This window comes from Flavobacterium procerum (genome assembly GCF_042431625.1).
GTDB classification, from domain to species: domain Bacteria; phylum Bacteroidota; class Bacteroidia; order Flavobacteriales; family Flavobacteriaceae; genus Flavobacterium; species Flavobacterium procerum.
The window spans coordinates 175092-195059 of record NZ_JBHLYW010000009.1; the positions used below are offsets into that span (position 1 = coordinate 175092).

General features: G+C 42.0%; 24 protein-coding genes. 21 read left to right on the plus strand and 3 right to left on the minus strand.

Annotated features, from left to right (window positions below; all coding sequences use genetic code 11):
- Positions 1-37 precede the first annotated feature (37 nt).
- Complete coding sequence (gene mobC, locus ACFFLS_RS12075) at positions 38-2056, minus strand: conjugal transfer protein MobC (protein ID WP_379686605.1); 2019 nt, start codon at positions 2054-2056, stop codon at positions 38-40.
- Between the two features lie 168 nt (positions 2057-2224).
- Here mobC and ACFFLS_RS12080 point away from each other — a divergent pair, with 168 nt between their 5' ends.
- The 3 genes from ACFFLS_RS12080 to ACFFLS_RS12090 all read left to right on the plus strand — a co-directional run bounded on the left by ACFFLS_RS12080 (position 2225) and on the right by ACFFLS_RS12090 (position 4063).
- Complete coding sequence (locus ACFFLS_RS12080; protein WP_379686604.1) at positions 2225-2989, plus strand: helix-turn-helix domain-containing protein; 765 nt, start codon at positions 2225-2227, stop codon at positions 2987-2989.
- 173 nt (positions 2990-3162) lie between these two features.
- Positions 3163-3555 (plus strand): DUF1398 domain-containing protein, encoded by a 393-nt coding sequence (locus ACFFLS_RS12085; RefSeq protein ID WP_379686603.1) that lies wholly within the window; start codon positions 3163-3165, stop codon positions 3553-3555.
- 4 nt (positions 3556-3559) lie between these two features.
- Positions 3560-4063: a cupin domain-containing protein gene (locus tag ACFFLS_RS12090; RefSeq protein ID WP_379686602.1), complete on the plus strand. Its 504-nt coding sequence runs from the start codon at positions 3560-3562 to the stop codon at positions 4061-4063.
- 71 nt (positions 4064-4134) lie between these two features.
- On the opposite strand, the gene mobB is transcribed toward ACFFLS_RS12090, so the two are convergent.
- Complete coding sequence (mobB, locus tag ACFFLS_RS12095) at positions 4135-5418, minus strand: conjugal transfer protein MobB (RefSeq protein WP_379689400.1); 1284 nt, start codon at positions 5416-5418, stop codon at positions 4135-4137.
- Between the two features lie 2 nt (positions 5419-5420).
- Positions 5421-5858: a conjugal transfer protein MobA gene (gene mobA, locus ACFFLS_RS12100; RefSeq protein ID WP_379686600.1), complete on the minus strand. Its 438-nt coding sequence runs from the start codon at positions 5856-5858 to the stop codon at positions 5421-5423.
- A gap of 706 nt (positions 5859-6564) precedes the next feature.
- Between mobA and ACFFLS_RS12105 the strand changes: the two genes are divergently transcribed.
- From ACFFLS_RS12105 to ACFFLS_RS12190, 18 genes are all read left to right on the plus strand, one after another.
- The gene (locus tag ACFFLS_RS12105) at positions 6565-7329 is read left to right on the plus strand and encodes a ParA family protein (RefSeq protein WP_379686598.1); all 765 of its coding nucleotides are present in this window, start codon (positions 6565-6567) and stop codon (positions 7327-7329) included.
- A gap of 4 nt (positions 7330-7333) precedes the next feature.
- Positions 7334-7771, plus strand: a complete 438-nt coding sequence (locus tag ACFFLS_RS12110) for a DUF3408 domain-containing protein (protein WP_379686597.1) — start codon at positions 7334-7336, stop codon at positions 7769-7771.
- 11 nt (positions 7772-7782) lie between these two features.
- Positions 7783-8055 (plus strand): DUF3408 domain-containing protein, encoded by a 273-nt coding sequence (locus ACFFLS_RS12115; RefSeq protein WP_379686596.1) that lies wholly within the window; start codon positions 7783-7785, stop codon positions 8053-8055.
- 2 nt (positions 8056-8057) lie between these two features.
- Positions 8058-8696 carry a conjugal transfer protein TraD gene (locus ACFFLS_RS12120; RefSeq protein ID WP_379686595.1) on the plus strand — a complete coding sequence of 213 codons (639 nt, stop codon included), beginning with the start codon at positions 8058-8060 and terminating at the stop codon, positions 8694-8696.
- A 39-nt stretch (positions 8697-8735) separates the two neighbouring features.
- A complete protein-coding gene (locus tag ACFFLS_RS12125; protein WP_379686593.1) occupies positions 8736-9584 on the plus strand; it encodes a hypothetical protein in 849 nt (282 codons plus the stop codon).
- Positions 9585-9782: 198 nt separating this feature from the next.
- The gene (locus ACFFLS_RS12130; RefSeq protein ID WP_379686591.1) at positions 9783-10088 is read left to right on the plus strand and encodes a DUF4134 domain-containing protein; all 306 of its coding nucleotides are present in this window, start codon (positions 9783-9785) and stop codon (positions 10086-10088) included.
- Between the two features lie 11 nt (positions 10089-10099).
- Positions 10100-10432: a DUF4133 domain-containing protein gene (locus ACFFLS_RS12135; RefSeq protein ID WP_379686590.1), complete on the plus strand. Its 333-nt coding sequence runs from the start codon at positions 10100-10102 to the stop codon at positions 10430-10432.
- Positions 10429-12933, plus strand: coding sequence for a TraG family conjugative transposon ATPase (locus ACFFLS_RS12140; RefSeq protein WP_379689403.1), 2505 nt, complete (start codon positions 10429-10431; stop codon positions 12931-12933). Before ACFFLS_RS12135 ends, ACFFLS_RS12140 begins: the two co-directional genes overlap by 4 nt.
- A 31-nt stretch (positions 12934-12964) precedes the next feature.
- Complete coding sequence (locus ACFFLS_RS12145) at positions 12965-13597, plus strand: DUF4141 domain-containing protein (RefSeq protein WP_379686588.1); 633 nt, start codon at positions 12965-12967, stop codon at positions 13595-13597.
- 2 nt (positions 13598-13599) lie between these two features.
- Positions 13600-14595 (plus strand): conjugative transposon protein TraJ, encoded by a 996-nt coding sequence (traJ, locus tag ACFFLS_RS12150; protein ID WP_379686586.1) that lies wholly within the window; start codon positions 13600-13602, stop codon positions 14593-14595.
- An 18-nt stretch (positions 14596-14613) separates the two neighbouring features.
- The gene (gene traK / locus ACFFLS_RS12155) at positions 14614-15237 is read left to right on the plus strand and encodes a conjugative transposon protein TraK (RefSeq protein WP_379686584.1); all 624 of its coding nucleotides are present in this window, start codon (positions 14614-14616) and stop codon (positions 15235-15237) included.
- 12 nt (positions 15238-15249) lie between these two features.
- Complete coding sequence (locus ACFFLS_RS12160; RefSeq protein WP_379686582.1) at positions 15250-15687, plus strand: hypothetical protein; 438 nt, start codon at positions 15250-15252, stop codon at positions 15685-15687.
- Between the two features lie 20 nt (positions 15688-15707).
- Positions 15708-15977 carry a nitrogen regulatory IIA protein gene (locus ACFFLS_RS12165; protein ID WP_379689406.1) on the plus strand — a complete coding sequence of 90 codons (270 nt, stop codon included), beginning with the start codon at positions 15708-15710 and terminating at the stop codon, positions 15975-15977.
- Between the two features lie 3 nt (positions 15978-15980).
- A complete protein-coding gene (traM, locus tag ACFFLS_RS12170; RefSeq protein ID WP_379689409.1) occupies positions 15981-17258 on the plus strand; it encodes a conjugative transposon protein TraM in 1278 nt (425 codons plus the stop codon).
- A gap of 22 nt (positions 17259-17280) precedes the next feature.
- Positions 17281-18171, plus strand: coding sequence for a conjugative transposon protein TraN (gene traN, locus ACFFLS_RS12175; protein WP_379686574.1), 891 nt, complete (start codon positions 17281-17283; stop codon positions 18169-18171).
- A gap of 19 nt (positions 18172-18190) precedes the next feature.
- Entirely contained in the window at positions 18191-18751 is a 561-nt protein-coding gene (locus ACFFLS_RS12180) for a conjugal transfer protein TraO (RefSeq protein WP_379686573.1), read from the plus strand.
- Between the two features lie 11 nt (positions 18752-18762).
- Positions 18763-19191, plus strand: a complete 429-nt coding sequence (locus ACFFLS_RS12185; protein ID WP_379689411.1) for a DUF3872 domain-containing protein — start codon at positions 18763-18765, stop codon at positions 19189-19191.
- A gap of 109 nt (positions 19192-19300) precedes the next feature.
- Positions 19301-19900: a DUF6624 domain-containing protein gene (locus ACFFLS_RS12190; protein ID WP_379686570.1), complete on the plus strand. Its 600-nt coding sequence runs from the start codon at positions 19301-19303 to the stop codon at positions 19898-19900.
- Positions 19901-19968 lie beyond the last annotated feature (68 nt).

A 19968-nucleotide genomic window follows, 5' to 3' on the forward strand; every position in this document is an offset into this window, starting at 1 on the left:
GCTGTGATATATTTGCAAACTTAACTTATACTGTCATTCACTCACTCTTCTTGCCACTGTCCTTTTGCAGCAGATGCTTTAAATTGGGATCATTCTTTATGCGCTCCAATTCGCTTTCGATAACCATTACAATATCTGTTTTTATCTGTCTGTAATTGCCGTCAATTGCCTTCTTCATATTATCTTTCCCGTTTTTATTAATAAAAGATAAGATTTCTGGTATTTTTTTATATGCTTTGGTTTCCGAAGCAACCTTTTTATTATCCACGACAATTTCAGCGTGAAATATTTTCTGTTCGATGCGTTCTTCAAAATTGTCCGATACAGCACCAACAAAAAAACCTTGTGTTAAGGTGGATATTTTGGAAGCAGGTATAAGGCTGTCCAATTGTGTAGATATCGAAGTTGATGTGTCGTTGCGGTTGATGCTCATACTCTGTCTTTTCTGCAACACTTTTCCGAACCGCTCGGAAAGGCTTTTGGCAGTTTCTCCTACCACCTGACCGCTAAAAATATTACCTACAGTATTCTGGATTACCTTACTCTCTTTATCGCCGTAATCCCTTGCCAGCTGAGAATAATCCTGAAACCCTAAACATACTGCCACCTTGTTGCTTCTTGCAGTTGCAATAAGGTTATCCAATCCTCGAAAATAGATGGTGGGAAGCTCATCAATGATGACCGAACTTTTCAACTGTCCCTTCTTATTAATCAGCTTTATTATGCGGGAATTGTACAATCCCAGTGCGGCTGAGTAAATATTTTGGCGGTCAGGATTATTACCTACGCATAAAATCTTAGGCGCTTTAGGATTATTGATGTCCAATGAAAAATCATTGCCTGTCATAACCCAATAAAGCTGCGGTGAAATCATTCTTGACAGAGGAATTTTTGCAGAAGCTATTTGTCCTTGTAATTGGTCTTGTGCCCCGCCCTGCCATGCATCCATAAATGGCGACAGATAGTTTTCCAAATCGGGATAGGAGGTTAAAATAGTAAATACGTCTGAATATTTTTTATTCAAGAGTTCAATAGCGTGAGGGAAAGTACAATACTTACCGCCGTCATAGATTTTTAGATACCAAATAATGGCAGCCAGAAGAATGATGGGACTTTCCACAAAAAAGTCTCCCTGCTTTTGTATCCATGACCTGTTCAGGTTCAGCATTATGGTATACGCAGCCTCATAGGCATCGGATATATCTGTCATAAAATCAGGATTAAGAGGATTACATCTGTGGCTCCTGCGCGGATCGTCAAAGTTGATAACGTAGAATTTAGGCTGCACTTCGTATTTATCCCGATGCTTCAATAAATGATTGTAGGCAATGGTAGAAAGGTCATCAAATTTAAAATCGTAAATGTACATACTAAAACCTTTCTCAATCTGCTGCTTGATGTAATTGTTTACGATTGCATACGACTTTCCCGAACCCGGAGTTCCTAACACAATTGAGGCTCGAAAGGGATTTACAATATTTATCCAGCCATTGTTCCATTTTCCCTTGTAATAAAACTTTGTGGGAAGATTGACAGAATATTCGTTTTCCATCAATGCAGTTTCCTGCATGAAACTTTCGTTCTCGTTGTTGAAAACATCCTCCATGAGATTGCTGCGAAGCAAGCGGCTCATCCATACACCGGCTACCATTAAAGCAATATAACCTAAACCGGTTGTAAGCATATAAAAAAGTGCCGCAGTAGTTATTGACAGCTTTAATAAAGGGGTGTTCAGAAAAAACAGAACAAAACCAATTGTCAAAGCAGTATAAATTTTAGACCATGTTATCTTTTGGTTCTTAACTCCCTTTGAACCCAAACAGCTTAAAGCCAATAAAATTAAGGCATATAGTTTGGTATTTAAAGTATGCGAAAACAATCCCGCCGTACGCTGAAAATTGTCTAATATTTTGTTGATTATCTCTATAGTCCAGCCGTGCTCTATAAAGTAACCGCAGCAATACCAATAAAGGTGCATCAGTACCAGAAGGATACTAACTGCCCGCATAAAAGCCATAATTTTAGCAAGTCCTCTTAAATCATCCTCTCCCTGCATTATTTTATTTTTTTAATGTTCGGGCTTGAATTTAAAGGGTATGCCGCTTGGCTTTAAGAATGTGGCAGTAAATCACTGTGAGTGGCAATATTTAGCGTTTTGTTTCCTGCTAAGACATCATATTGAACCAAGAACACTTTTTTGTATATTTACTTTTTAATATGTAAGATGAAATTTGACAAATATTTCCCGACTGAACAGCTAACTCCCTACATCAAATATTTTGTAGTGTCGGAGAATGAATTTGAAAATGAGTATAAAGTTTTTCCTTCATCAGGACTTGTTATTGGATTTCAATATAAAGGAGTGCTTGCCGCTATAAAAAACAACAGTGAAAGCAAGCTGGCAGCAGCAGGAATAACAGGACTTACTGACAGCTGCAAAATCTTCAAAAATTCGTCAAATACAGGGACTGTATTAGTTTACTTCACTGAAATCGGCTTTACTCATTTTGCTTCACATCCTGCCAACGAACTCTTTAACTTAAGCCTTTCACTTGATGATGTTTTTGATAAAAACAGCATAACTGAAGTAGAAGAGAAATTAGCAGCGGCCGATACGGACAAACTTCGAATAAAAATAGTTGAGCAGTTTTTAGCCTCTCAGCTCAAAGACGTTCAAACAGATAAATTAATTGTTGAAGCCGTGAAACTTATTTATCAAAGTAATGGAACTATACGCATAAAAGAGTTGAACGAAAAGTTATGTATCAGCCAAAGTCCATTTGAAAAACGGTTTAGAAAAGTGGTTGGAACAACAGCTAAAAAATTTGCTTCCATTGTTCGTTTTAATACTGTTCTTGACAATCTGAGCCAAACTAAAACATTAACTGAAATCTGCTACCAGAATAATTTTTTCGACCAAGCTCACTTTACAAAAGATTTCAAACAATTTACAGGCGACACTCCCGAAAATTTCAAACGCTTCTTATAAAAAAACGATTTTTTACAATTACAGGTTATTTGATCATCACATCTTTGCATTGCAATCGTAATGTAAGGACAATGATAAAATCAATTCTAAAACCGGCAGTCGTATTCTCCAGTTTAAGCATTATGGTCACATGTAATTCAGTAAATAGTTTAATAATTAAAAAGCAAGAAAAAATGTTTACAGCAGAACAAATCAAAACAGCCCACAGCAAAGTAAAATCAGGTGCAGACTTTCCTTCATACATCAAGGAAATTAAGTTATTCGGAGTTACTCACTATGAAGCTTATGTAAGCGATGGTCATATTGACTATCACAGCGGAAGCGATTATACAGAAACCGTTGCGGCAAAGTATGAAGCATTAAAAATTGCTGACACGCCAAAAACAGAAGAATTTAAAGCAGAATTACTTGCTCATCAGCAAGGCAGAACAGACTATCTGACTTTCATAAAAATGTGCGCAGACACAGGAATTGAAAAATGGGAAATCTGTATGGACAAAATGACCTGCACATATTTCGACAAGTGTGGAAACGAAATTCTGGTTGAAGAAATTCCGCAAAATTAGAACTGTGAAAGATTTACTTTCAAAAGAATGGAATGATGACTCTGTCATCGTTCCATCACATAAAAATGAGCAATTTCAAAGCCAGGGAAATAAACTTAAAGTAATTGTTCCAACCACTTTAACAAACAATCAATTTGGGTTATATGAAATAGAAATGGAAGCAAATGCAAGAGGCCCGAAATTGCATTATCATAAACATATAGACGAAACATTTATAATTCATCAAGGAATTTTGACTGTTCTGACAGCCAAAGGCGAAGTAACAGCGGAAGCAGGAACTGTAATACATATACCAAAATTTTCAGTTCACGGTTATAACAATAATTCTGATGGAATTGTGAAAATGACAATGATTTTTAATCCAGGATTTGACAGGGAAGATTTTTTCAGAAATATGTATCAAATGCTTGACAAAGCTCCACACGATCTATCGGCTTTTCAAAGATTGTATCTCCAAAATGACAGTTATTCTCTGAACTGCGATGATTTGATACCTTTATTAAAATAGATTTAAATAGGCTGACTTTCTTTATTAATACAAAAAGATTAAACGCAGATCTGAAACAAAACTGCTTCAGTTTAATTCTTTTTCCTGCGTTTATTCTTTTTTTTCATTTTATTGGCAAAATTCTGTTCTTCATAATCTTCTCCCTGCCCTTCGGGCAATAATCCGCCCAAAACTTCAATCAAACCATCTTCACATCTGTCCGCAGCTAAGAAGTCAAACAAATGATGTGGTTCTTCCACAGGAAAATCAGCATTATTTGATGTGGATATTTTAGATTGCACCTTAACGGTTCCTTTAATTTCAGCGGAGAAATTATTGTTCCAATAATCATTAAAATTATTGGCAGAAAGCTCTTTACCTAATCGTGAGCCGTTCCACACTGTTTTAGAATTTTGGTCTATAAAGGTGATTCCATAAAGACGTCCTGTGCCATTTCTGCGTATCACAACGTTAATGCCTTGTTCGCTTAACCGTTTTTTAAAAGCCTGCTCGTCACCTGCTGATTTTAGGGCAATGTTAATAGCAGATTTAACAGCCGGCTTTGCCGGGTGGTCTTTTAAAGATTCTCTGCATTTCGCATAATGTAATTCCAAAGCCGCCAGTCCAGCATTTTTTCCGAATAAAGAAGCCTTGATTGGATGTCCTGCTCTTTCGCCTTTTGCATTTAAAGGAATATATAATAAACCCTGTTGCATTTTTCCCTTCAGCTCGCCCTGCACTTTTTCGGTGGCAACATTAAAAAGAGAAAGCAGGGCATTATATTCTCCCAAAGTTTGGTACTGATAATAGTTCGGCAGATAACGCACTATTGAAGCTATCTGACTCTTGACATCACCTGCCCTATAATCTACCGGGCAGAAAACCTTGTGGTTTTGCTTGTGTTCTTTATCTGTTGCAGGTATTAATCCATATTTGCTTTCCAATTTACGGCACACATTCATGGAGCGTATTTTTTCAAACTTATCCGAAATTTTTTTGCCTTCTTCATCAATGCAGACAGAAACTATATGAATATGGCTGCGGTCAATATCAGTATGCTTGAACACCACATAAGGCTGCAGTCCGTAACCCATCTCCTGCATATATGCTTCTGCCATTTGCCTGTATCTGCTGTCGCTTACCTTATCTTTCGGATCGGGATTGAGTGAGATATGCAGGGTATGTTTCTGTGTATTTCGGTTGGCAATGAGATAAGGAGCAAAAGATTGGGCTAATAGCGCGGCGGAGAAGTGACCGTTTGCCGTTTCAATCATCTTATTGCAAAACAGAATCTGACCTTTTTCATTCTCTACTTTCAGCTGATTGTATGCCAGTACGCGGTATAAATTTGCGCTTCTTTCGATTTTTGCTATCATTTCTATGGCTTTTTTTTAAGGTATTTTGATTCAAATTCGTTGGTTATCTGAATGATTTTCTGACATAGCGCCGCCATTTCAGCGGTCTGTCTTTCTAATTTATAGAGAAAAGCGGCTGCCTTTTTCTCGGAAAAATGACGGTACAACAATTTTACGATTTGATTATAGTTCACCCCTACCGACCGGAACTGACTATGAAACGAAGTCAGCCGCATATAAAAATCAACTGTTCCTTTGTCAATTTTAACCGATTTCATCTCTTTATTGAACAGCAGCGAAATGATAAATTTTGCTTTATTGGGCATTCCCGACTCTTCATACAGCGATAACAGCTCAGCATTTTCCTTTTCATTCAGACGAAAAATATGCCTGTATATGCTCGGATCAATTTTGGGATTTCTACCCCCTCTGCCTCTTGTAATTTTATTTCTTTCTTTCATCTCAAATCTATTTAAATTCTGCAAAAAAAACTGACTTCGGAAGTTTTTTCCAGCCCCCGGCAGGGCAAGTTGTTTTGAGGCGCTATTCGAATTTCGAGTGCCTCAAAACACAACTTGCCGTGTTCTGGTGAACACAAAAATCCGCCCTACGGGACAGATTAAAGCCAACAGGGAAAACGGCATTATGCCGTTACAGTTATCAACCCTCTTTGCAAAAGTCCGTTCATAAAAATTCATCTTACAAAGTAAAGTCTTGTTTATAAAAGGGCTGTCATATAGTCAAGTGCCAAACACTTCATTTGAGCACCAAGCAGTGCCACATCCATAAATTGCAGTCAAATAGATTAGTTCTTTGTCTCTGAATGCCGGCAGGAAGACTGTCAGATGGCAATTCAAGAGAAATGTTTGGAGTCCATCTTAGAATTCATTTCATCCTGCTTTCCTGCTTTCCAGACTTCAGGAATGCAAGAATGCAAGAATGCATGAGCGCTGCAATGACGGAAAGCTGGATGGCTGCATGGCATGCTGTAAGAATGTATTGTCCTATTAGCGGCATGATTTGCTGGCAGCATGATCGGAAGAACGACGATAATTCTGATTTATTATAAACAAGACTGAATGCAGAAATGCTTTACTTAAAAAAAGCAGGCAGTCAGATATGCCTGAAAGACATCAAGCTCGAATGTAAACTTTAAATTAAAAAAATATGAGCACAAAGAAACCTCTGTTTATCGCCTTTTCATCTCAAAAAGGAGGTGTCGGCAAAAGTACATTTACAACACTTGTGGCAAGCGTGATGCACTACCGACTGGGCTACAACATAGCCGTATTTGATGCGGATTTTCCACAGCACAGCCTTGTAAAAATGAAGGCAAGGGATTTGGCAATGGTAATGGAGAACGAAGCTTTGAAAAAGCAGGCGTATAAACAGTTTACTGCCATCAACAAAAAAGCTTATCCCATTACGCCGTGTAAAGCAGACAACGTATTGGAAGCAGCCCACACGTTTGTAAATGATTCCCCTATTGCTGTTGATATGGTATTTTTTGACCTTCCGGGAACCGTAAACACACCAGGTATTCTGAAGGCGCTGGCGGGAATGCACCATATTTTTACCCCGATCACGGCGGATCGTGTGGTAATGGAAAGCACATTGATTTTCACACAGCTTCTGCAGGATGTGATTATGAAAAAAGGTGAAACTTCCATAAAAACTATTAACCTGTTCTGGAACCAGGTAGACGGCAGGGAAAGCACACCCTTATATCAGGTGTACAACCAGCTGATTAAAAAATTAGGGTTAAGTCTGATGCAAAGCCAAATTAAGAACGGCACACGTTTTCGAAAAGAAAGTGAAGCGGACAGCAAAACCGTTTTCCGTTCCACTGTAATGCCTGCAGATGAACGGTTGATGAAAGCCTGCCGGCTGGATCTGTTTATAAATGAATTTTTAAAAATTATCCAATTATAGTGGTATGAAAAAAGAAAGTATAAGAAAACCCACACCGGACATTAATGAAGAGATGATGATGGATCTCATGGTCGACGGCGTAAAAAAAGAAGGGATAAAGTTTCCGCCCAAACCAATCCAGGTGCAGGAAAAGCAAGATATGCAGCAGGAGAAACTACTGCCTGCTAAACCTTTGCAAAAGGAAAAGAACCGAACAAAAAAAAGTCTTGAGGGAAATTATGGCGACCATTTTTTGAAAACCCATTCAATGACCAAGCGCGGAGATAAGGGCATTTACATCCGTCAGGAATATCACGAGCGTTTATCACGCATTGTGCAGGTGATAGGCAGAGATCAGATACCGCTGTACGCCTATCTCGACAATATTCTAGAACATCATTTTGAAGTATTTGAAAAGGCAATTACTGAAGATTTTAATGAGAAATTTAAACCCATTTTTTAAAATGTATGATTATGAAAAATTTATTTAAGAAAACCAAGCAGCCTGTTCAAATCAGGCAATACAAAGACATTTTTTTACAGCCTACAGAATTTTTGGCTAGAAATGGCAAGTCGGTTTATATCAGTGAGGAGTTCCACAATAACATATTGCGTATTGTTTTTATTCTCGGTGATGGAAAAATCACAATTTCCGATTACCTGTACAATGTGCTTAAGCAGCATTTTCAGGAATTTGGAGAGGATATAAAAACACTGCATATTGAAAAACAAAAACCAATCCTGTGATTATGGAAACAGTAATTGTGGTATGCCTGGCAATAGTTATTCTACTTCTTATACATGAGAAGATTGTTATTAATAAAAGTTCAAGACAGCAGGAGCTTAAACAGAAAAAAGTTAACCAAAACCTGCCGGATATCATGGGGCAGCCAAAGCCTGTAAGAAGCCGTTCAGGTCCAAAGAATGCCAAGAAGCGACAAATCTTGAAAACAGGGATAAATCACGATAATTTAGACATTGAATACTACGAAAATGGAAACGCAGATATTCAAATTCCTCAGAACCGGTTCAAGGATGCTGTGATAAATGCACCTGATTTAGAGCAGGAAGAAGAAGAATGGAACAGTTATGGAATATACGGCACTGATGACGGTTTTGCCCAAGGGGTTACCTTCGAAGAATTAAGCTCCGTGGGGATGATGCTTCAAAAAGACAAATTGGAGCCGTCTCAGCAGGAAACAGCGATAGCTTTAGTTCAGAAAATACAAGGAACCGAATTATTCAGTCTGCTTGAAAATTCCATTGAAAGTGCCTCCCGTAAAATAGCAGAGCTGCTGGACGGGAGCCTTTCTTCTGAAAAACAATACGTCCCTTTCGATTTGCGGAAGGATGATTTAAATGATTTTAATATTGGGGATTTTGTCTAAGGATAACAATCCCCTTTATTATGTAATAAACAATGCATCATGGAAAAGATACTGCCCAAAATAAACATAGAAGGAACCGAATTTATCATTGACGTGCTGAAAGAAGAATTGATAGAAAAAGCGAATTCTCAAAATCGCATCAATATTAATGACATGCTTTATGTAGGATCAGGTTACAATTTTCAATATGATACGAACACTAAGAACTTGGCCGGTTTGGAATCATTTAACGATTTAACAAATAATGGACACATAAAAGACATCAGTATCCCTAACCTTACACAGCTTGATCCTATATCAATGGCTAAAAAATACAATACAGCAATAGAACATGTCAGGGGTAAAACGGATTTTGAGCTTACCATCAAACCGGGAAGCATGCTCGATTTGAGATGGAACAAAAAAACACTGCCTACATTAGAAATTGCTGGACATCCTTTTTCTGTTGACATGGAAATGAACTTACTGCGTCCAAAAGATGACTTCAAATCCAAGGGTATCAGACTTGAGCAGATCAGGGAGTATTACGACCGCTCTTCACAAGCCTATATTATTCCATACAATCCGAAAACACATGAATTCCAGGAAATAGACCATCTTACGATCAGCGCGCTGCCTAAAGAAATTATAGTGGTAAAGTTCCCGCATCTTCAAGAACTGGACAGGGTTGGATGGAACACAAAATATGGGTTTGGACCCGCCCACTGTATAAAAGAAAAGGATTTTAAACTTCATTTTAAAGCCCTTACCCTGCCTTGGGAGCAAACAAATATTCCAAACAGCATTAAGCTCAACCTGGAGCAGAAGAAGCTTAAGGAAAATAATAAACCAATAGTTCAGGAATTGCCTAATGCAGAATTAAAAGCAAAAAAGAGAAGAAAATTTTAGCATCTTCACTTCAAAACACGAACGCCGTAACCAAAAAGTTACGGCGTTTTTTATGTCTGGACTTCTTGTTGCAGTGCCGCTCAATGCCAAGTAATCCTCCTGGATTCCAACTTATTACAACATGCCTCTTTTCATAACACTTTTGCTGCTGAACCCCGCGTACTGCGGGAAAACAGTAACAGCTAAAGTGTTTAAATCATGGAAAAGCAAAGAAAAAAAATCCTGCCGGCAGCATTCATAGCGCTGTCATTTTTAAAGTTATCTGCCCAGGGAAACGGCACAGCCGGAATCACCGAAGCCACCCAGATGGTTACCTCTTATTTTGATCCCGCCACCCAGCTCATCTATGCCATAGGCGCAGTGGTCGGCCTGATAGGCGGAGTTAAAGTGTACAACAAATTCAGCAGCGGGGACCCAGACACGAGCAAGACCGCCGCCAGCTGGTTTGGCGCCTGTATCTTCCTTATTGTAGCAGCCACTATCCTGCGTTCTTTCTTCCTTTAATCCAATGTTTTATGATCAATTACAACATCAACAAAGGCATCGGAAGAACCGTTGAGTTCAGGGGACTCAAGTCGCAGTACCTGTTCATTTTTGCCGGAGGACTCCTTGGAAACCTTATTCTGGTTATGATACTCTACATGGCCGGGACCAGTTCTTACATCTGTCTTTTTCTTGCCGTGGGCGGTGCCTCATTGATAGTATGGCAGACCTTCTCAATGAACAGAAAGTATGGAGAGCACGGACTGATGAAAATCGGTGCAAAAAAAAGACATCCCCGCTATATTATCTCGCGCAGAACCGTAAGAAGACTCCTGAAGTTCAATGCTAAAACAGCCTCAGTATGAGAAATAAAGCAAAAACTGCAACACTGGAAAGCAGGTTTCCCCTGCTGGCGGTTGAGAATAACTGCATTCTTTCCAAGGATGCGGATATAACCGCCTGCTTTGAAGTGCGGCTTCCGGAACTCTTCACTGTGGCTTCCTCCGATTATGAAGCGATTCATTCCGCCTGGCATAAGGCCGTTAAGACCCTGCCCGATTTTACGGTCGTCCACAAGCAGGACTGGTACATAAGGGAAAATTACGATCCTGAAATGGATAAGGAGGAACAGAGTTTTCTCTCCAGGTCCTATCAGCGCCATTTCAATGAGCGTCCGTTCCTGAACCATTACTGCTACCTGTTTCTGACCAAGACCAGTAAAGAGCGCATGCGGATGCAGAGCAATTTCTCATCGCTCTGCAGAGCTTCACTGATACCAAAAGAAATAAGGGATAAAGAAACAGTCCATCGTTTTATGGAAGCCGCAGCTCAGTTTGAACGCATTATAAACGATTGCGGGTTTGTCAAAATAAGCCGCATGAATGAAGCTGATATTATTGGATCCGAAGATACACAGGGGCTTTTGGAACAGTACCTGACCCTGTCACGGGAAGCCGGAACACCGCTTGAGGATATTGCACTGGGAAGCGAAGAGGTGCGAATAGGAAGCAAAAGGCTCTGCCTGCACACGCTTTCCGATACCGACGACCTGCCTTCATCTGTGTCAGCCGATACGCGATACGAAAAACTGTCCACAGACAGAAGTGACTGCAGGCTGTCCTTTGCCGCGCCTGCAGGGCTGCTGCTGAACTGCAACCACATCTATAACCAGTATCTGTTTTTGGACAACAGCGAGCAGAACCTGCAGAAGTTTGAAAAATCCGCTAAAAACATGCACTCCCTGGCACGTTACAGCCGGGCCAACCAGATCAACAAAGAGTGGATAGAGCGCTATCTGAACGAAGCCCATTCCTTCGGGCTCTCGTCAATCCGCGCTCACTTCAATATCATGGCATGGTCTGAGGACCCGTCCGAACTCAAACAGCTCAAAAACGACTGCGGCAGTTCGCTTGCTCTTATGGAATGCAAGCCAAGGCACAATACTACAGATACCGCCGCACTGTATTGGTCTGGCATGCCTGGAAATGCGGGAGATTTTCCAAGTGAGGAAAGTTTTTACACATTCATTGAACCTGCTTTGTGTTTCTTCACAGAGGAAACCAACTACCGTAATTCACCCTCTCCGTTCGGAATCAAAATGGCGGACAGGCTGACCGGGAAACCGATCCATCTGGACATTTCGGATCTGCCGATGAAACGCGGTATTATTACCAACCGCAACAAGTTTATACTCGGTCCCTCGGGAAGCGGAAAGTCATTTTTTACCAACCATATGGTAAGGCAGTATTATGAGCAGGGTGCGCACGTGCTGCTGGTGGATACTGGTAACTCCTATCAGGGTCTGTGCGAACTTATCAAAGGAAAAACCAAAGGAGAAGACGGCGTATACTTTACTTATACAGAGGATAATCCCATAGCCTTTAACCCTTTCTATACCGATGACGGAGTATTTGACATTGAAAAAAGAGAAAGCGTAAAGACCCTTATACTTACCCTCTGGAAACGTGATGACGAGCCTCCCACCCGATCGGAGGAAGTAGCATTATCCAATGCCGTGAGCGGTTATATCGAAAAGATCAAGCACAATGAATCCTGTCCATCTTTTAACGGCTTTTATGACTATGTACAGGGTGATTACCGAAAGGTGCTGATCGAAAAACAGGTCAGGGAAAAAGACTTTGATATTGCTAATTTTCTGAACGTTCTGGAGCCCTATTACAAAGGAGGCGAGTACGATTACCTGCTGAATTCCGACAGGCAGCTTGACCTGCTTTCCAAACGTTTTATAGTCTTCGAAATTGATGCTATCAAGGACCATAAAATCCTGTTTCCAATTGTGACAATCATCATCATGGAAGTATTCATCAATAAGATGAGAAGGCTTAAAGGCATACGAAAAATGATCCTTATTGAAGAGGCCTGGAAGGCTATTGCCAAGGAAGGTATGGCAGATTATCTCAAGTATCTTTTCAAGACTGTCCGTAAGTTCTTCGGCGAGGCTATTGTGGTAACCCAGGAAGTTGATGACATCATCAGGTCCCCTATTGTCAAGGAAAGCATCATCAACAATTCGGACTGCAAGATCCTCCTGGATCAGCGAAAATACATGAACAAGTTTGATGACATCCAGGCCATGCTGGGACTTACCGATAAGGAAAAAGCGCAGGTACTCTCCATCAATATGAACAATGACCCCTCACGTCTTTACAAGGAGGTATGGATCGGACTTGGAGGGATGCACTCAGCTGTTTATGCAACCGAAGTAAGCCTCGAAGAGTATATGTGCTACACAACTGAAGAAACCGAAAAAATGGAAGTAATGCAGCTTGCCATGGAACTTGGCGGCAATGTAGAGCTTGCCATTAAGCAGAACGCCATAAGGCGGCGCGGACAGGAAAAGCAATAGCAATAATCATTAATAATTTAAAAACAAAAAGATGAAAAAAATAGTATTTATGGTATCGGCGGCAATTATGTTTGCCGTCTCTCCCGCAGCAAAAGCACAGTTTGTAGTGACCGACCCGGCCAATCTTGCCTCGGGAATTCTCAACAGTGCCAATGAAATCATACAGACTTCCTCCACAGTGAGCAATGTGGTTAAAAATTTCAAGGAAGTCGAAAAGGTTTACAAGCAGGGCAAAGAGTATTACGACAAACTGCAGGCCATCAACAATCTGGTTAAAGATGCCCGCAAGGTACAGCAGACCGTACTTCTGGTGGGAGATGTATCGGAAATTTATGTACAGAATTTCGGCAGGATGCTCAGCGACCCTAATTTCTCTGCCAGGGAACTCACTGCCATTGCCAAGGGATATTCTGCCCTTCTGGGAGAAAGCACCGAGCTTTTGAAAGAACTCAAGCAGATTGTAACATCATCTAGCCTCTCGCTGAGCGACAAGGAACGCATGGACATTATCGACCGCGTATACAAAGAGGTAAAAGAGTACCACAGCCTTGTGCGCTATTATACCAATAAGAATATTTCAGTCAGCATCCTCAGGGCTAAGAAGCAGAACAGCACTAAAAGGGTGATGGAGCTCTACGGCACCCCAAACCAAAAATACTGGTAGAGATGGAATTCAATAATCTTCACCAGGTGCTGCGCTCTCTGTATGATGAAATGCTGCCGCTCTCCGCTGATATGGCGGCAGTAGCCAAAGGGCTGGCGGGGCTTGGGGCGCTGTTTTTTGTGGCCTTGAAAGTCTGGCAGGCGCTCAGCCGAGCAGAGCCTATCGATGCCTACCCGCTTCTGAGACCTTTTGCGCTTGGTCTCTGCATTATGTTTTTCCCCACTATTGTACTGGGCACAATAAACGCTGTTTTAAGCCCCATAGTACAGGGAACGCACAGCATTCTGGAAGATCAGGTATTGGACCTGAACGATCTGCAGGCAAAAAAGGACCTGCTGGAACATGAAGCGATGATCCGAAATCCTGAGACGGCCTATATGATATCGGACGCGGAATTCGACAAGAAACTCGACGAACTGGGCTGGTCGCCCTCAGACATAGGGACTATGGCCACGATGTATATGGACAGACATACCTATCAGATAGAGAAATTAATAAAGGAATGGTTTCGAAACCTGCTCGAAATCCTGTTTCAGGCGGCGGCGCTGGTTATCGATACCATACGGACGTTCTTTCTGATTGTGCTCTCGATTCTCGGTCCGATTGCATTTGCCATATCGGTCTGGGACGGTTTCCAGCCCACACTCACCCAGTGGATCACAAGATATGTCAGCGTTTATCTATGGCTTCCGGTCGCTGACCTTTTCAGCTCGATGCTGGCCAAAATTCAGTCCCTGATCATTGAAAGAGACATCGAAATGCTTGCCGATCCTGCCTTCATTCCAGACACCTCAAACACCGTGTACATTATTTTTATGATCATCGGCATCGTGGGCTATTTTACCATTCCGACAGTGACGGGCTGGATCATACAGGCAGGCGGAGCGGGGAACTTTTCACGAAACATCCATCAGACAGCCATGAAGTCCGGAAATATAGCAGGCGCCGGAGCAGGTTCCGCCGCTGGCAACATTGCCGGCAGACTGATCAATAAGTAACCAGTAAACATTCAGAAAATGGAATTTAAAACACTCAGAAATATAGAGAACAGTTTTCAGCAGATCAGGCTTTACGCCATTGTATTTGCCCTGCTCTGCGTTACAGTGACCGGATATGCCCTATGGAAATCGTACGGTTTTGCAGAGCAGCAGCGCCAGAAAATCTACGTGCTGGATAATGGCAAATCACTCATGCTTGCACTTGCCCAGGACGCCTCCATCAACCGCCCCGTGGAAGCCCGCGAGCACGTAAGGCGTTTTCACGAGCTTTTCTTTACGCTCGCTCCAGATAAAAATGCGATTGAAAGCAACATGAAAAGGGCTTTTAACCTTGCCGATAAAAGCGCCTTTGACTACTACAAAGACCTTTTGGAGAAAGGCTATTACGGCAGGATCATATCGGGCAATGTCCAGCAGCGTATTGAGATGGACAGTGTTGTGTGCAGTTTCGAGACATATCCTTACGCGGTAAGGAGCTATGCCCGTCAGATCATCATACGATCAAGCAACGTTACCAGACGAAGCCTGATAACTACCTGCCTTTTAGTAAACTCGGTGCGTTCTGACAATAACCCTCAGGGTTTTAACATCGAAAAGTTTTCCGTGCTGGAAAATAAGGACATAGAAGTCATTGAACGCTAAAATTGAAATGACATGAAACTTTTACTTGATTTGGACGCATTTCTGCAAACCCTGAAAGATAAGGGATATGATGGTTATTTCCATACCGAGAGCTGCTGCGCAGGCGAATTACGGGAGAGTATCAGCGGATTTTTAAAACTTTGGAAAAATGGAAGTGATGCTCCACTATCTGCAGGCTATCTGCATTTATCTACCTACCTGCAATGGAACGGCCAAGAAAAACCAAGTGTCCAGTGCAACATGTGGGTAAAGTATGAGAACGGAAAATTCGATTTAGAGCAGACCCAATTGCATATAAAAAGAACCGACCGCTACGGGCAGTTATTGAAAGAATCTAAACTAAAAAACCTTACAGCTGATTCTATCCCGACACTAAAACAGGCTCTTGCCCTGGTGTCGGAAAAACCTAAAGAAAAGGTTAAGGCCCCAAAAAGAGGCTATAGAATGTGATGATCCATAAAACTTGAAGTATGAAAAAGTTAAGAGCAGATATAGACCAGTGGCTGGACCGGCTTGACAGGAACTGGGAGGCAATGCCGGTAAAGAGGCAGCGCCAGATAATAATGTACTTTTTTGCAGTCTACGCACTTTTGAGCGCAGCTGTCATTTTCAACGTCTGCCGCAGTGCGGCCCAGACAGGAGATAGTCTGGCTGTGGAATATATCCACACCCCTTCTCACGCTGAAAAAAAAAGTCACGCAGAGCCTCAGGATTCCCTTAAACCAATTTTAAAAAAATAAGTTATGAAAGAAAGTAAAAAAAAGACCGGCCTTCTCACCGATATGACCGAAAACAGGAGCGGATCCTATCTGTCGGATGAAAAAAAGACGGCTTTCGAGAGGCTTAAAAAACCGCTGATATTCACCCTGATGGGAATTGTCTGCGCCGGCTGCATGTATTTGATCTTTAAGCCGTCCTCAGAGGAAAAGCAGCTAGAAAACATCGGACTGAACAACAGCGTTCCCCAGGCAAGCGGATCGGTGCTGCAGTCAGACAAACAGAAAGCCTACGAGCAGGAAATCCTTGAACAGAAAGAGCAGCAGAAGCATAATGCCTTAACGGAGCTGTCCGATTACTGGAAGGAAGACAGCGGCCCAAATAAGCAAGAAGTGCCCAAAGATGCGGAAGAGCCTAAAAACCCGGCACTGGGCAGTTATCAAAGTGCACAGAATGCACTTGGGTCTTTTTATCAGCAGGAAAATGGAGAAACAAAAGAGCTGCGTCGAGAGCTAGAGCAGCTCAAGGAAGAACTAGCCCAGAAGGATATACCCTCTCCGGCCACCGTTGATGACCAGCTGGCGCTGATGGAGAAATCCTATCAGATGGCCGCCAAATACCTCCCATCAGGATCAAACACCAGCGAGCCTGCAGTCAAAAACACTTCTGATGCCGAGGTGGTGCAGAAAAAGACTTTTGCTGCATTTATTCCAGCAGAAAAAAACAGGGTTTCTTCCCTTTACCGCAGCGTGTCAGATAGCACTTTTATGGCAGACTGGAATCCGGATAATGGATTTTATAAAGCATCAGGAGCTTCACAGGCACATCAGCAAAAAAACAGCATCAGGGCCTGTGTGCACCAGACCCAGACCATTATTGGCCAGACGGTTGTTTCCCTTCGTCTTTTGGAACCTGCCCTGATTTCAGGCAGAACCATTCCCACCGGTACAATGATCACGGCAGATGCCAGGATCCAGACAGGAAGGCTCGAGTTAAAAGTTGTTTCTATCGAACTGGAAGGCATTATTATCCCGGTGGATATCATCATTTATGATCTGGACGGCCAGCAGGGACTTTCTTTACCCTATTCTGCCGAAAGCAATGCCCTGACTGAAATGGCAGGCAATATGAGCCAGCAGTCCGGCACCAGCCTTATGATGACCCAGTCTGCGGGACAGCAGATGGCAGCCGATCTGAGCCGCGGGGTGGTTCAGGGTGTCTCGGGCTATTTCTCCAAGAAAGTAAGGACACCCAAGGTTACCCTCAAAGCAGGACATCAGGTATTTATGGTTTCCAAAAAATAACAGCAATTCTAAATAAATTATTATGAAAAAATATTTAAAAAAATTTTGGGCAGCTGCACTTGTGCTAAACTTTTTACCATCCGCATCAGCTCAGCAAAAACAAGCAGGCCTCGAACTCGGAACAATACCTGCCTATGATATGCAGGTTACTTATGACAAAACTTCCCATATCATTTTCCCCTCTGCCATCCGCTATGTGGATCTTGGAAGCGGGTATCTTGTTGCCTCTAAAGCCGAGGATGCAGAAAATGTGCTTCGCGTGAAGGCAGCAGTTAGGGATTTTGAGCCGCAAACCAACTTTACGGTAATTACCGATGAGGGGCGTTTTTACAGTTTCAATGTGCTGTACAGCTCATTGCCCCAGATCCTCAGCTATGATCTGCACATGATGCAGCAGACCGCGGACAGAGCCAATGCGAGCGATGTTCTTTTCGAAGAACTGGGAAAAACACCGCCCTCCCTTGCAGCACTGATACTGGAGACGATTTATAAAAACAACAAGCGCAGCCTAAAGCATATCGCATCTGAGCGTTTCGGCATACAATCCAGTCTAAAGGGAATCTACATCCACAACGGACTGTACTATTTTCACATCCAGCTTGAAAATAGTACCAATGTGCCTTTCAGTATTGATTTTATGACTTTCAAGGTGGCAGATAAAAAAACAGCCAGACGTACAGCCTCACAGCAGATAACTCTTGTGCCGCTTAGAATGTACAAGGCACTTGGTGAGATTCCAGGGAATGCTGCAGACCAGAATGTTTTCCTATTGGATCAGTTTACCATCGCTGATGACAAGCTTCTGGTAATTGAGATTTTCGAGAAAAACGGAGGCAGGCACCAGAGAATGGAACTCAAAAATTCAGATCTGGTAAAAGCCAGGCTGATAAATGATCTGCACCTTAAATTTTAACGGCGATAAAAACAGAGCAATGAAAAAATACATCTATACAGCAGTGCTGGTAATGGGAAGCATCATAACAGCGTACGCACAGCGCATGATTCCCGCACAAAAGGGATTCGAGCTGACCGCCGGAACCTTATCACAGAACAGCCCCTGGCGAAACTATTACCTCGCTCTGGGCATGACCGTAAACGGAAAAAAAGGGAATTACCAGCTCTGGGCATTGGAGTACAGCTGCCAGCATGCCCAATACAGCAAAATGCGCCTGCCTATTGAAACTTATAGTGCTGAAGGCGGTTACAGTTTCTTCCTTCTTGGTGATCCCCCCAGGAATTTTGCCCTGAATGCTGCCTTTACAGCAGTACTCGGTTATCAGAGCATCAACAAAGGAGATGCCTTATTGCAGGACGGGGCGAAAATAATAAGCGAAGACGGCTTTCTTTACGGGGCCGGCGCAGGGCTCTCTTTTGAAACGTACCTTTCCGATCGTCTGGTACTGCTGCTTAAGGGACGCATCAAGTTTTTCTGGGGCACTGATATAGAGCAGTTCCGGCCGTCTGCAGGACTGGGATTACGGTATAATTTTTAAATCGAAACATTATGAAAGCAATTTTTAAAAGATTCAAAAAAGCGGCATCGGCATTGCTGCTCTCTCCCCTTATTCTCCTCTGCTGCGATACAAAAGAACTGCAAATACAGCAGGATTTTCCTTTTGAGGTGACCGTTATGCCAATACCAAAAGAAGTCGCCAAAGGCGGCACAGTGGAAATCAGGATAAGCATTAAGCGCGATAACAGGTATTCGGGAGCAGGTTACTTTATACGCTTCTTTCAGTTTGACGGCAAGGGAACACTCCAGTATCAGGATGAGCCTGCCTACATTGCCAATGATCTATACCCGCTGAAAACAGAAAAGTTCAGGCTGTATTATACCTCGCAGTCCTCAGTTTCCCAGTCCTTTGATGTCTGGATATCTGATAATTTCGGGAACGAAAAGAAATTGAGTTTCCAATTCAACAATATTGATTAGAAAAATTAAATCCTGCTGCTCTCAGCAGGATTTCTTTTTAAAATAAACCCCGCAGCATTTTTTTCGTAATTTTATGCATCGGTTTGTTAAATTTAAAATCATATCATCAATGGACTATAAAGATGCCGCCAATACAATTATCAATTTAAAAAACAGAGATTTAGAACTCAGGGACAGGCTCTTGCAAAGAGGCGAACTTTCGGAAGGGTACAATAAGGAAATGGAGGCCATGCATAATAAAAATGCGCTGATATTAGAAGGCATAATTGACAAAATCGGATACCCCGGCATTGACAAAGTCGGTAAAGAGGCAAGTGAAGCAGCATGGTTAATTATACAGCATGCCATTGGGCAGCCCAGATTTTTAAAAAGGTGTCTTAACTTATTGGAACATGCCGTTGATCAGAATAAGGCAGATCCAAAGAATTTAGCGCACCTGGCAGACAGAATAGCTGTTTTTGAAGACAATCCCCAGCTTTATGGGACACAATTTGATTGGGATGCGGCAGGAGAATTAAGTCCAAATACTTTTGACGACATCCAGAAAGTTAATCGGAGAAGGAAAAACATTGGCCTTAATTCCCTGGAAGAACAGACTGAAATTATTAGAAATAGGATAAAAAATGAAAACCAGGCCCCGCCTGCAGATTTTGAACAAAGAAAACACAAATTCAATGAATGGAGAAAAGCGGCAGGCTGGATTAAATAAAAATGAATATGCTTTAAAACAATCACAATTAATTAAGGCACCTGCTTAATTTCTGACTTCAGTAACCT